At 45.0% G+C, this 13285-nt stretch carries 10 protein-coding genes and 1 pseudogene; 3 read left to right on the top strand and 8 right to left on the bottom strand.

Annotated features, from left to right (window positions below; translation table 11 throughout):
• On the top strand, positions 1 to 804 hold an 804-nt coding region (locus FC62_RS07345; protein WP_157043482.1), incomplete at its 5' end, for an aminotransferase class III-fold pyridoxal phosphate-dependent enzyme.
• A 241-nt stretch (positions 805 to 1045) separates the two neighbouring features.
• Here FC62_RS07345 and FC62_RS07340 read toward each other — a convergent pair.
• Positions 1046 to 1474: a hypothetical protein gene (locus tag FC62_RS07340; protein WP_054746372.1), complete on the bottom strand. Its 429-nt coding sequence runs from the start codon at positions 1472 to 1474 to the stop codon at positions 1046 to 1048.
• 148 nt (positions 1475 to 1622) lie between these two features.
• Here FC62_RS07340 and FC62_RS07335 point away from each other — a divergent pair, with 148 nt between their 5' ends.
• The gene (locus tag FC62_RS07335; RefSeq protein WP_054746371.1) at positions 1623 to 2270 is read left to right on the top strand and encodes an orotate phosphoribosyltransferase; all 648 of its coding nucleotides are present in this window, start codon (positions 1623 to 1625) and stop codon (positions 2268 to 2270) included.
• Positions 2271 to 2378: 108 nt separating this feature from the next.
• On the opposite strand, the gene FC62_RS07330 is transcribed toward FC62_RS07335, so the two are convergent.
• Complete coding sequence (locus tag FC62_RS07330) at positions 2379 to 4094, bottom strand: aryl-sulfate sulfotransferase (RefSeq protein ID WP_056945837.1); 1716 nt, start codon at positions 4092 to 4094, stop codon at positions 2379 to 2381.
• 238 nt (positions 4095 to 4332) lie between these two features.
• On the opposite strand from FC62_RS07330, the gene FC62_RS07325 reads away from it, so the two are divergent.
• Entirely contained in the window at positions 4333 to 5937 is a 1605-nt protein-coding gene (locus FC62_RS07325; protein WP_056945838.1) for an FAD-dependent oxidoreductase, read from the top strand.
• Between the two features lie 330 nt (positions 5938 to 6267).
• On the opposite strand, the gene FC62_RS07320 is transcribed toward FC62_RS07325, so the two are convergent.
• The 6 genes and pseudogenes from FC62_RS07320 to FC62_RS07295 all read right to left on the bottom strand — a co-directional run.
• Positions 6268 to 7575: an ABC transporter substrate-binding protein gene (locus tag FC62_RS07320; protein WP_056945839.1), complete on the bottom strand. Its 1308-nt coding sequence runs from the start codon at positions 7573 to 7575 to the stop codon at positions 6268 to 6270.
• A gap of 12 nt (positions 7576 to 7587) precedes the next feature.
• Positions 7588 to 8874 carry an MBL fold metallo-hydrolase gene (locus FC62_RS07315; RefSeq protein WP_054746367.1) on the bottom strand — a complete coding sequence of 429 codons (1287 nt, stop codon included), beginning with the start codon at positions 8872 to 8874 and terminating at the stop codon, positions 7588 to 7590.
• Positions 8858 to 9676 carry a carbohydrate ABC transporter permease gene (locus tag FC62_RS07310; protein ID WP_056945840.1) on the bottom strand — a complete coding sequence of 273 codons (819 nt, stop codon included), beginning with the start codon at positions 9674 to 9676 and terminating at the stop codon, positions 8858 to 8860. Before FC62_RS07310 ends, FC62_RS07315 begins: the two co-directional genes overlap by 17 nt.
• Positions 9676 to 10560 carry a carbohydrate ABC transporter permease gene (locus tag FC62_RS07305; protein WP_054746365.1) on the bottom strand — a complete coding sequence of 295 codons (885 nt, stop codon included), beginning with the start codon at positions 10558 to 10560 and terminating at the stop codon, positions 9676 to 9678. Before FC62_RS07305 ends, FC62_RS07310 begins: the two co-directional genes overlap by 1 nt.
• Complete coding sequence (locus tag FC62_RS07300) at positions 10560 to 11633, bottom strand: ABC transporter ATP-binding protein (RefSeq protein WP_054746364.1); 1074 nt, start codon at positions 11631 to 11633, stop codon at positions 10560 to 10562. Before FC62_RS07300 ends, FC62_RS07305 begins: the two co-directional genes overlap by 1 nt.
• A 671-nt stretch (positions 11634 to 12304) precedes the next feature.
• A pseudogene (locus FC62_RS07295) lies at positions 12305 to 13102 on the bottom strand (PTS sugar transporter subunit IIC); the annotation flags it as partial.
• Positions 13103 to 13285 lie beyond the last annotated feature (183 nt).

Raw genomic sequence — 13285 nt, 5'->3', positions numbered from 1 at the left:
GCAAATAAAAGTACGGCGGAGGTCGTTGAAGAATGTATCCAAGCCGTTAAAGACCTGTTCGCCACCTACGTGCCAGCCGAGGAAGTTGCTTGCGTCATCATGGAGCCCGTGGCTGGTGATGCGGGGATTGTCGTGCCACCAAAGGACTATGTCGAGGAACTTTACGCCCTTTGTAAGGAGAACGGAATTTTGTTTGCGGTGGATGAAGTCCAACAAGGGATGGGGCGTACCGGTAAATGGTGGGCCATCCAACACTTCGACATCGAGCCAGATTTACTCTCTACGGCGAAGTCCTTAGGCTCCGGCATGCCGATTAGTGCGGTTGTCGGTCGCAGTAAAATCATGGATAGCCTGGAGGCACCGGCACACCTGTTCACTACCGCCGGCAATCCCGTGTGCTGCGCGGCAGCTCTAGCTACCATTGAGGTGATTGAGGAGGAACAGCTTGTCGAGAAGTCGCGTGTTGATGGCGAATATGCGAAGCAGCGGTTCCAAGCAATGCAGTCAGAGTTTGATTTCATCGGTGATGTTCGCGGAATTGGCTTGAATCTCGGAATTGAGATTGTGAAGGACAAGGTGACCCACGAGAAAGATCAGGCCGCTGGCCTCAAGATTATCTATCAGGCCTTTGCCAAGGGGCTCGCGATTATCACAATTGCCAAAAGTGTGCTGAGATTCCAACCAGCTCTCACAATGACCCGTGCGGAGTTAGATCGCGCAATCGATACGCTTCATGAAGTATTTACGGATTTACGGGATAACAAAATCCCGGATGCGCTGGTGGATGAGAACGTCGGTTGGTAAGAGCAAAGCGTGACCGCTTCAGTTAAAGAAAACAGGTATTAAAATACGATGGTTAATCACCGTAAAAAAATTCTCCAATTAGATTTGGGGAATTTTTTGTTGTACTCAACAGCTGATTATGAGTTTAATCGATCTTTCGCGGCGATAGTAAAGGTAACTAAATAAACAGCACAGTAAAACGCCAGCAAATAACTAACCGTAATCGGTTGGTCAAAGTACTGACGTTTGTTGTATAGCTACCCTATCTAATTCTAATCTTCGTCTTCCCAGTGACCCGATTAACTTTCTCCTTGTAGCCAGATTGCCGCGTGATCACGATCGCAGTCAGCCCGAGAATTCCTGCCACCACCGGTGCAACCGCAACCTTAGCCAACGGGATGGCCAGGTCCTTATTATCGTTTAGGATGTCCTGCACCTTATCGGTAAACTCCATGCAATTACCCTGTAATTGGTCTACAGTAGTACGACATTCTTGTGCCAATGAATGACCGTATTCATTCAATTTATCTGTCGTCTCTAAGAGGTGCCGGTGAAACATCTCGTTTGCATCTTTGAAATGCTCAAATCTTTGTTGCCGTGCCTCCATGTGTTTGTCAACCAGTTGCGCGATCTCCTCGGCAGATCGATCCCCATGTGGATGAATGCTCAAGTCCAAAGAATTTTTACTCATATTGTTCCCCCTTTAAAATATAACCGCTTTCAATTAACTCGATTCTACATTTATTTCGCTCCTTTTACCAGAAAAACAGGATACAATTGACACATGTAAGCGCTTCGATTAAGCTTAAGTAAATATCGCAAAAAGGGAGTAAGTTGAAATGAATGATAAAGTTGCTTCAGATACAGTCAAAGATTTGTTGAATATTCGTGCGGTTCAGCTGAGCACTAACCCACCATTTGTTTGGAATGAGGAGATCACAGCGCCAATTTATACGGATAATCGCTTAACTATGGCCTACCCGAGAATTAGAGAGCGCATCACGAAGAATCTGGCCCAACTTGTCAGAGAACAATTTCCAGAGGCGACGGTGATTTGTGGCGTGCCAACGGCAGGCATTGCCTACGCTGCACTAGTCAGTGACCGGCTGGAGCTGCCGTTTATATACGTCCATGCGGATCTAAATCATCATGGGTTAATTCGCGAACTAGAGGGTAAATTGACTGCCGAAGATAAGGTTGTCCTGATTGACGATTTGATTGCGAGTGGCGCTGGTTCAACTAATGCAGCTGCCGCGGTGCGCGAGACTGGTGCGACAGTGCTAGGCATTGCCGCAATCTTCAGCTACCAATTACCTGATGTGGTGCGTCAACTCGAACGCCTTCAACTTAAATTATTTACATTAACCGACTATACTCACCTAATCGAGGAGGCCGTCCTCTTCAGGTTAGTAGATGAAGATTTTAATCTGACACTGAAGTACTGGCACGAGAATCCCACAACTTGGCCGGAGAAATTTGGCGAGTAAAAAGAACAAATTAATTAGCATCGCTTAATAGAATCTATTCCAGAAAAAAGAACCGGCCATGTGCCGGTTCTTTTGTTAACTTAGGAAAATATCGAATATCTAGGACGCTTAATTGACGAAGTAGAAATCGTTGAAATAGTACTTATAGACACGGTAGATGAACTTAGTTTTTCCTTTGACCGTGAACGTCCTGATTGCCTTGCCAGCAGCATCGTACTCGGTGAAGAGGGACTTCTGACCAGAATCAATTAGCACATGTTCACCGATAGTCTGTACACTACTGATAAATGTTGAATATGGCACCGCAATTTGGTCGATCAAAGTGAATGTGCCCTTGTTCTCGTCCACGCGATAGCGATAATAATAGGAATTGTCCATCGATGTGGCGCTTAAGCCGCCAATGCCGTCGTAGTTCTTAAACTCGAAGTCGCTCCGTGAGTCCATCAAACCAGAGTTGTTATTGAACATGTAAACCTCATACACACCTTCCTCGTCCGTTGGCACATACGTGATGGAGTGCTGTCCAGCTTGCGCCGTGAAATCGCCATCCTTGGTCAATACGTCGGCACCCAGCTCAACATCATCCCAGACGGATTCATCCGAAATCGCATATTCTATTTTTGGCTTATCGTTTAACGCACTGATTTTCAGAATCGACGAGGTCTCGCGTGAACTAATGAGAACTGTGTTGTCGTCAATCAATTGGAGGGCATTGGCGTGAATTACATCGTGGTAGCCCTTATTGTTGGTCGACTGATCGAGCCCCGTTGCCTTCTGGTATAAATCCGGTAACAGGTCCTTAAAGTTAACCAGCTCGCTCACCTGACCAGTAGCCGTAGAAATCTTGATGATCCTGTCCTCAACGTACTTATCCTCTTTCTTAGCAGTCAAACTGGTTGCTAAAGCGATAATATTGCCATTACTATCGAGTAGAAAATCGTGGTGGAGCTCGTAGTCAGCATCATATGTATTGTATGTTGCCACGACCTCACCAAGTCTGTTCATCTTCACAATCCGGGCAGCGCTGATTGAGAAGTACATGTATCCTGCATCATCAAAGACTAGCCGCATCTGGTTATAGCTCACGGTTGGAATCTCATTTCTGACATTTCCATCGTTGTCCACCATCGTAATCTGGACAGTCCCGGTACTACGATTGCCGATTAACGCATATAAGCCATCAGATAATTCTTCCTTGCTGGTGCCGTCCTTCACGTCTACTTGGTTCGCCATACCGCTCGTAAGCTTCGTTGGGGTAAATGTAAAAGTGTGTTCCTGCTGCGTACCGTCGGCAAGTGTTGCCGTCATCGTCACCGTATTTTTCTTCCCTGCAATCAAGCCGACCAGGAGGTATTCGTACTCCCCGGTAACCGTAATATTGTTCTTCGCAGTTGCGGTGAAGTCAGCTACGCCTGCCGCCTTCACTGTATATGCCAACTTAGTCACGGCAGCATCAGACTTGAAGTAGGTATAAACACTCGTGGTGTTGGTCAAAAACGGGTTGGACAACAGTAACGGACTGGTTAAGCTGTAGTCTTTTGCCTGCTTCTTGGTCGCCAGCTGCTCACTAATCGATTCCTGCGTCGACTGCTTGTAAATATCGTTCACCTTCTTGATCTTGGTATGATCGTAGACCAATGTCTGAACATCGCCATTACTGGTGGCAGGAAGGAAGAACTGCTGCGTTTTTTTCGAACTAGTCTGCGTCACTTTCGTTGGCGCATCCGCCTTCGAGCGCCAAACTTTGGCCGTGATTACCGCTCCAACTACAACTAGAACGATGGCTACGGCAATTACCAGCCACTTGATTCGTTTCTGCTTCATTAATTCATACTCCCATCCATTTTCCCTTGTTATGCATATATTTGCTAATTTCTTATACTCACTATTTAAGTATAAAAAAATGAATTAATTTTATGCAAATATCCAAACTATTTGTAACAAAACTGTGAAGAAAATATATGAAAAACGACCGAATAAGATAAGACAATATTCTCGAAAAAATGTAAGCGATAGCATATGATTGTGGTAATAAGCAACGGACTTTCTGAGGAGGTAGCCAATGAAGTATTTGGTAATCGGTGGCAACGCAGGTGGTGCATCCTTCGCTACTAGGATGCGTCGGATTGACGAACACGCGGAAATTCTGGTCATTAATCGGGGAGCAAACATCTCCTATGCCAGCTGTGCTCTACCATACTACATCGGCGATGTGGTGCAGAACCGGGCGGCAATCATCGAGCGCACCCCGGAGGTGTTGAAAGAGAAGAACAACATCGATGTGCGGGTTAACCAGACTGCAGTTGGTGTTCAACCAACGGAGCAAACCGTCATAATTATGGACCAAGCAACGGGACAGGAATATCCTGAGCAATACGACAAGTTGATTCTCGCTACCGGAGCAAGCCCGACGCTGCCACAAATAGCTGGCCTGAAGAAGGCGTCAAACGTCTTCAAGTTACGTGAGGTTGAAGAAGCAGACCAAATCAAGGCCTACATCACGAGCCATGACGTCAAAACAGTCACCTTAATTGGTGCTGGAATCGCCAGCCTTGAGATTACGGAGAATCTGTACTTACAAGGAATCACGGTCAACATCGTCGAGAAATTGGACCACGTCGGCTACCCCTATGATGAAGAAATCACCAAACTCTTACTTGAGGAGCTGGAGCGAAACGGCACCCACGTCTATCTCAATCATGTGGTCCAAGAAGTAATAAACAACGGGCACACCATCGTCACGAACCAAGGCAAGGAACTCACACAAGATATGATTATTGTTGCGGCCGGTGTGACACCAAATACAGACTTCTTGAAGGAATCTGGGCTGACGATCAATGAGCGCGGCTTTATTCCGGTTGATCAACACTTGGCCACAAACATCCCAGACATCTACGCCATCGGAGATATTGTGGAAACGAAGAGCTATATCACCGGTTTGCCGCAGAACAGCGTCCTCTCAGGTCCCGCCAACCGCCAGGGTCACCTACTCGCCGACATCTTCGCCGGACAACCTTACCAGTACGACGGAATCGTCGGTACGAGTGTAGGGAAAATCTTCGACCAGACTGTTAGTTTCGTCGGCTACACAGAGACGATGCTCCAAGAAGTAGGGATTAAGAATTACAAAACCATCTTTATCACGCCATTTGATTATGCCAACTTCTACCCCGGGGCAACTCGTGTCAACCTCAAACTGATTTTCGATGCCGATACGGGCAAGATACTCGGCGGACAAGCATATGGCGAGAAAGGCATTGATAAACGAATGGGCGAGCTCTCAACGGCCATTTATGGACACTTGACGGTCTATGATTTGCCGGCGCTGGAGTTACCATACTCCCCTCCATACTCAACGACGCGTGATCCCCTCAATACTGCCGGCTACGTGGCCATCAATCAATTGAAAAGTACCGTTGCTACGGTTAAAATCGCCGAAATTCCAGAGGAGGCGGCATTCTTCCTCGATGTACGGGAGGCAGGCAAGGCGCCGTCAGGAAGTATTAAGCCGACGTTAAATATTCCACTAAGCGAGCTAAGGGACCGCATTACAGAAATTCCCACGGATAAGCCAATCTACCTGACATTTCGCCCGGGACTCGTAAACTATACGGCTGCCCGGATTCTGACGGGTAATCAAATTGAGGCGAAGATAATAATGGAATAGCTAAGTTGTGACGGTAAACGGGTAACTCTTGAGTACTAGCGAAACCTGCTGAAGTCTCACACCGTGAGGCAAGGATGGTTAGCTAGACGCAGAGAGTTGTTTACCGGAGCACAGTTATGAGTTGTGCAAAAAGGCGGTTAGCTTCTGAGTACTTACGATGGCACTAAAGCGTGCAACGCTGTAAGTGGCAAGTAAGACGCAGGAAGTTGCCTTTTGGAACACAGTTATGAGTTGTGCAAAAAGGCGCCTGTCAACACACAAATAGGGTCACTATCCTTACACAAGATAGTGACCCTATTTCATTGATTTAGTCGGGGGTATTATTATTAATTATTGATTCCAGACGTCCTCTAATGAAGTTTGGCCTTCTTTTAACGCCTTGCCGATATCCTGCTTAGGATTCGTGAGAATCTTCTCCAAGATAGTTCTAACTTCACTGTATGCGGGATCTTGATTCTTCGTTGCTGGAATTGGGAACAAGTCCTTAGTTGCTTCAGCCAGAATTGCAGGCGTCTTAATTGCTGACAGGTTCTTGTATTCATCTGAGTTAATTACAGACTTCAATACAGGCATGTATCCGGTCTTCTCTGCCCAGTACAGTTGGACATCCTTTGAAGCAAGATATTTCATGAACAAGTATGCGCCAGTTTGTTCATTCTTATTCTTAGTACTATTTCCTTTGTTAAACATGTAAATATCCGTACCTTGTTGGATATTTGTCTTCTCAGGTCTTGGTGCAACACCGTATTCGTAACCGCCAGCCTGCGCATCTTTAGTGACAAAACCTTCACCAGCCATCGAACCAATAAACATCGCTACCTTCTCGCTGGCAAATGGTGTTGAAAGATATTTGTCTGACCCGGCAATTCTGAAATAACCATCCTTAATACCATCAGCATAGTACTTCACTAATTGTTTCGACTTCTTAGTTGTGATGTCAATGTTCTTATTGAAATCAACACCCTTATTCTTCATGCCGATTACGTAGAAGTTGTTGAGTGAGTCGAATCCGCCACCGACAACTGTATGGTTTGATTCTTCCCAAATCTTCTTCGCCGTAGCAGCATATTCTGCCATGGTTGTTGGGACTTTCTTCACACCATATTTATCAAATAAATCTTTGTTGTAGACTAAAACTTCTGTTGATTTGTTAAATGGAATACCGTACTGCTTGCCTTTAATCTCGGCGCCTTCAAGCAGAGCAGGCATAACCTTCTCTTGCTTGCCCCAGCCGATCTTCTTGTTCGTCATGTACGGTTTCAAATCTACTAGCAGACCGCTTTCCGCTGCATCATATAACCAACCTGGATAGGCTTGAGAAATGGTTGGCAGATTATTCTTATCAGTAAATGTTGCCTGAATTTTCTGTTGTAAGTCAGGGTACGAAGACTGATTCTGCAGCTTAATCTTAATGTTTGGATTTTCCTTCTCAAAATCACTGGCAATCTTCGTCAGAGCTTCTTCTTGGACACCATTCATTGCGTGCCAAAATTTTACTGTAGTGCCTTTTTTGACACTCGTAACAACTGTATCCTTACTCCCTGTGCTATTTCCTGTAGACCCCTGATTACCACAAGCTGTTAAAACTAAAATTGAAGCTGTTGCTAGAACCATGCTAGCGAATTTCTTTAGTTTCAAGATCCTTCTCCTTTACAAATAAACAGTTTCTCCCCGTTGAACAAGCTGTCGTTTCCCAAAGGGATTGTGCAGTCTCTCCGGATGCCACGAATGGATAGGTGTGAGGAGCCGCGGTTTGATTGCAGCCACAATCTTATCTAAATCGGCCGGCACAGCATGGCCAGAACACATTACAGGTACAAATTGAACGTGTTGCCTCTCTAGCCTCTCCATGAACGTTTTGAAATTAGGCGCGAAGTCAAACGGTTCAGCATCACTATGGAAATACACAGCATTCTCCGGAAATTCCGGCATATCTTGCTCAACTTGCCAAAAGTAGGAAAGCCGTTCTTCCCATAAACGATTATAGGAAACTTCCAGATGAGGGTCAAGACTTTTTATGGATTTTTGGTTAGGTAGATAGTAATAATGTTCGTCTTTTCCAGTAACTTGACGAATAAGTTCCGCAACGTCAGCGCGTACAACCACCTTTTTATGAACATTAGCGCAGATATTAATCAATCGTTGAATGTTGCCGGGATAGCAATTGAAGACCGCCGGTCGGTCAGGATTCGCCGCCAAAACCGAATTAATCCGTTCGACAACTGCCATTTCTGAAGCTACGAAGTCGGAACTCTCATCTTGTGGTGTATCGAAACTCACAGAGACCCCCTCCATGATTAACAGATCCGGCTGTTGTGCTGCCAAGCAGAAGTTCATCGTCAGCTCAGGATCAGTGCCGTGTAGCCGCAGGTCACCAGTGTAGGCAATCCTGGCCGTCGGCGTCTCAATCAGCAGTCCACATGCGCCATAAGCGTCATGATCAACCGGAATAAAAGTAACTTTGATCTGACCCACGTTCACCGTTTCATTTGGGTTGACCTCCTTGATTGCCCGCGTGAAATTCTGCCGCTCTACGGGTGTCTTAATGAGAAAGTCTCCGTTTGCGTTCAGTAAACGCAGAATCTTATTCGTCGCCTTCGTGGCGTACAACGGAATCTCCGGATCTAGGAAGTTGATCATCTTCGTGTGATCCAAGTGCACATGCGACAAAAAGACCGCAGTCTGCTCATAGGTCGCAGTCTCCGGTCCCCGATACTCATAATCAAGCCGTGAATCATAGACGTTGTTTAACTCGGGTACCTCGCGGAAATCAATCAGGGTCTGCAGTTTCTCGTCTGGTTTCACGACATCTGGATTATACTCAGTCCCAAAGTCAAAGAAGATATGACTCGCCTGATAACTAATCTCGACGACGGTCCCGCCGATGGTGTCGACCCCCGCATGATATGTCACCGCTGTTTTATCCTTTAACGCCATTCTTTGCTACACCTCTAATAATTTCTTTTCTAAAAATCAGGTAAATAATCAGGATTGGGACCACCGTTAAGGTGGCTGCGGCCAGCTGGAGCTGCACATCGGAGCCCGATTCCGTCGCAAAGGCGGATAACCCGTTATTTAAGAGCCGCATATTCTTGTCGTTCGTGACCAATAATGGCCAGAGGAAGGAATTCCAGCTTGCAATGAAAGTCAAAATACCGACCGTTGTCAATGCCGGCTTGGCCATTGGGACCAGAATCCGCCAAATATACTGCAGGTTCGATGCCCCATCGATTTTTGCAGCCTTGTAATAGGTCGTACCAATGCCCTTAAAATACGTGTTCAGGTAGTAGATATAGAAAATACTCGTAAGAAACGGGATAATCAGTGCGCCATAAGTATTCAGAAGGCCCATCTGCGAGATAGTGTTGTAGTTGGTGAAGATAATAGCTTCATGTGGCACCATCAGCAGGGAGACAAAGATGACCAGCACCGCGTTTTTGAACTTAAACTCCATGCTTGTGATGGCAAAAGCAGCTAGAGTCGCGGTAATCAGTGTTGCGGCGGTCGTGACCAAGGAGACAAACAGTGTATTCGTGAAATAACGCAGGAACGGCGCCTTCTCAAACACCGCCACATAGTTATGCCACTGAAAGACTTCTGGAATAATCTTCGGTGGCAAGCTGGTAACTTCGGAATACGTCATGAGTCCGGCCAGCACCATGTAGATGAAAGGAAAGATGGTAATGATTGCCATGAAGATAATAAAAATATAGCTTAAGGTAGTTATAACTTTTTTCATTAGTATTGGCCCACTTTCTTCATGATTTTATTCTGAATAAACGTGATAATGAGGATCACGATAAACAAGATCACAGTAGCAGCCATCGCAATGCCTGGCCGACCAACAACGTAGAACTTATCATAAATATAGTAGACGGCGGTCGTCGCCGACTTGGCAATCCCCGGCTGCCCGTTAAAGAGGGCATAAACCTGAGTATAAACTTTAAACGCACTGATAATATTGACCAACAGCAAGAACGTCACCGTCGGAATCAACTGCGGAAAAGTTATTTTCCTGAAAATCTCCCAGTTGGATGCACCATACATCCGGGCAATCGTATAATACTCCTTGTCGATACTGCGGAAGCCGGCCAGCAGAATGATGATGTTGAAGGCCAAGGCAGACCAGATACCAAAGATAATCAGGGTCGTCATGCTCATATGAATGTTATCGAGCCAGTTAATCTTGCCGATACCAAGGAAGCCCAGGAAGTAGTTGATCAAACCATAGTCATGGTTGAAGAAGAAGCGAAACACGATCCCAATGGCAATCGTACTCGTCACGTAAGGCATGAAGAAGATTGTTTCGAAGAAGCCCTTATGCTTAATTTTCTCGAAAATCACCCAGGAAATGACGAGGGCAATCACCAATGCGACGGGCACAACCACAAACGCGAAGAGTGCGGTATTCGATAATGCCTTATAGAAAACAGGGTCGGAGAGCACATATTTGTAGTTATACACCCCACCGAACGAGGAAACAAGCATGTTCCCCTTTTGAAACGAAAGGTAAAGCGAACGAAAGAGAGGGTAGATGTTGAACATCAAAATAATAATTAATGCTGGTAGCAGAAATACCCAAGCGCTCATCTGATTTTCCGAATTATATCTTCTCTTAAACATTAATACACCCTCTCGCCGGATTCCTCAAAGATAAAGGCTTTCTCTTTCTTGAAGTTAAAGTTCATCGGTAAGCCTTTAGTCACGTGCTCCTCGATTTTCATGATGGCCTTGAAGTGGTGTTCGCCCAGGTCGAACTTCAGGACACGTTCGCGCCCAATAGCCTCACCATCAATTAACACACTTTCAAAAAGCGGATTGGCAGCGTTTGGCATCATATCTTCAGGCCGAATTCCGAGTACATACGTTCCGTCTTCCAACGGCGCCTTAAAGCGCTCCTGCTTAAATTCCGTCAACGGAACAGCGAAGAAGTCACTTTGTATCTTGCCTTCGCTAATCCGGACAGGCAATAAATTAATCACCGGGTTCCCAATAAATTGGGCCACGAAAAGGTTATTTGGTTCTAGGTAAAGCTTTTGCGGATCGTCATCTTGTTGGACAACACCATCGTTCAACAGGATGATCTTGTCACTAATCGAAAGGGCCTCCTCTTGATCGTGCGTAACGAAAATGGTGGTGATGCCCACTTCCTTGACCAGCCGCCGAATTTCTTCCCTGATGCTTAAACGCAAACGTGCATCGAGGTTCGACAACGGTTCGTCTAGCAGCAATACTTGGGGATTTTGCACTAGGGCTCTAGTAATTGCTACTCGTTGTTGTTGCCCACCGGATAACTGGCCTGGACGCTTATCCCGAATATCACTAATCTTTGTGAGCTTCATGTACTTCTCGGCTGTCGCCAGCGCCACCTTCTTATCAACTTTGTGGTTACCAACACTCAACGGAAACATCACATTTTGCAATACGGTCATGTGCGGATACAGGGAGTAGTTCTGAAACACGAAACCGATGTTGCGGTCCTTTGGCTCCGTGTGCACGATTGACTTACCGTCGAAGGCAATATCGCCATTTGTGGGCTGCAGTAAACCAGCAATCATGTTTAAAATCGTTGATTTACCACAACCAGATGGACCAAGGAGACAGACCAAATCTCCCTTATCGATATTAAAACTAACAGATTTCAGAGCTTCAAATCCGTTATCATAGACTTTATTTAGGTTAGTAACCTCAATCATACTCTTAACTCCCCGTCTTCTCTTTTCACTTTTTTTGTACAGATTAACAATTTTATTCTAGCATATTAACGCACCAGTTTTACGACTATTTAATTCAAAACGGGAAGAAAAAGTTCGTTAATCATATTATTACATTGTTATGAATAGTTTGTTTAAGCCGTAAAAATCAGACTTCCACAGCATTTGACGATCAATATCCAAGTTGAAATGAATATTAACACAGAAAAATAAGGTCATTTTCCATACGATTACGAGGAAATGACCTTATTTTATTATTTAGTCTCGAACATTTGCTGATAGTGCACGCCGGCACCGATCAAATTGGCTTCTGACTTATAGTGCGCAATTGCCACAGTGGGTAATACCTCGCCAATTTCAACGATATCTTTCACTTGTTGAACTGCCTGCTTGACGCTCCCGGTTGGTACAACAAGAATTGCAGTAGCATAGTCACCATTGATGAAACTACTTAATGATTAAATTGAGCAATTTCTCAAATAGCACAAACTGCTCTTCATAAAACGAAAATCAGTTCATAATGTATTTAGATATTTCATTGTGCTATTGACCAGAAACACACTATTTAAGGTACCTTTCTCTTTTCGCTGAGATTCACCAACTTCAATTGCACAAAAAAGCGTGAGCACAAGGCTCACACTTTTTCTAGTTGACTATCCTAAAAATTCGAAAACATCTTTACGATCATACAATTTCAAGATTTTTTCAAATAAGATTTGACCTACGAAAGCAGCTACGATTGGTACAACAAACCAGCTGATTAATAGTAGAATCATACTCAAACCGGCGTCCAATGAAGCCAACGGACCTACCAACCCTACCAAACCGAAACCAGCAGAAGCAGGAGTCCCTGAGACTGAGAATAACGCTACTGGAATTGCTGAGATGATAGCGGTGAATAGACATGGCACCAAGATAATTGGTTTCCTAAACAAGTTTGGCATCATCATTTTCATAGCACCCAATGCGATGGCCAAAGTAACCCCTGGTTTGTTGACTTTCCAAGAGTTAACTACCAAGACAACCGTTGTTGCGGCAACACCCATAGCGGCTGCACCAGCAGAAACACCGTTCAATTGAATTGCCATACCAATGGCAACTGTAGAGATCGGCGAGATAATCAAGAAAGCAAAGGAACATGCAATCAAGATTGACATCAAAATTGGTTGCAAAGTAGTAAAGGTATTAATTAAGTCACCGATAGCGGCAGTAATCTTGGTTATGTAAGGATATAAATAATAGCCGATTAGACCAGCGCCGATACCAACAACGATTGGTGTTGCAACAATTGCCACGGACCCAAATTTTTCGCCGATCAACAAGATCATGCCGACAGCGATTGATGCAGTAATCATGGTATTGATGATGTCTCCGGTACCAGCACCGATATAAGTAGCTGTGTCAGGATTGAATTTCACAACACCGGAGCCAACGAAAGCTGCACCACATATCTCACCTGAACCATCTGGTAAGTAATTAGGTATAGCCAACTAATTCTTTAGTGATGTCCACACTACTATTTGTGGACATCTTTTTGTTTCTCAGCCACAAAAAAGGATTAGTCAACGACTAATCCTCCCCTAAGCTCCGGATGTCAGACTCGAACTGACGACATCTTGATTAACAGTCAAGCG

Origin of the sequence: Amylolactobacillus amylotrophicus DSM 20534, from assembly GCF_001434555.1 — a bacterium.
In the GTDB taxonomy this organism is placed as follows: domain Bacteria; phylum Bacillota; class Bacilli; order Lactobacillales; family Lactobacillaceae; genus Amylolactobacillus; species Amylolactobacillus amylophilus.
The sequence above is the reverse complement of the archived record's forward strand: the minus strand, read 5'-3'. Positions and strand labels throughout refer to the sequence as shown.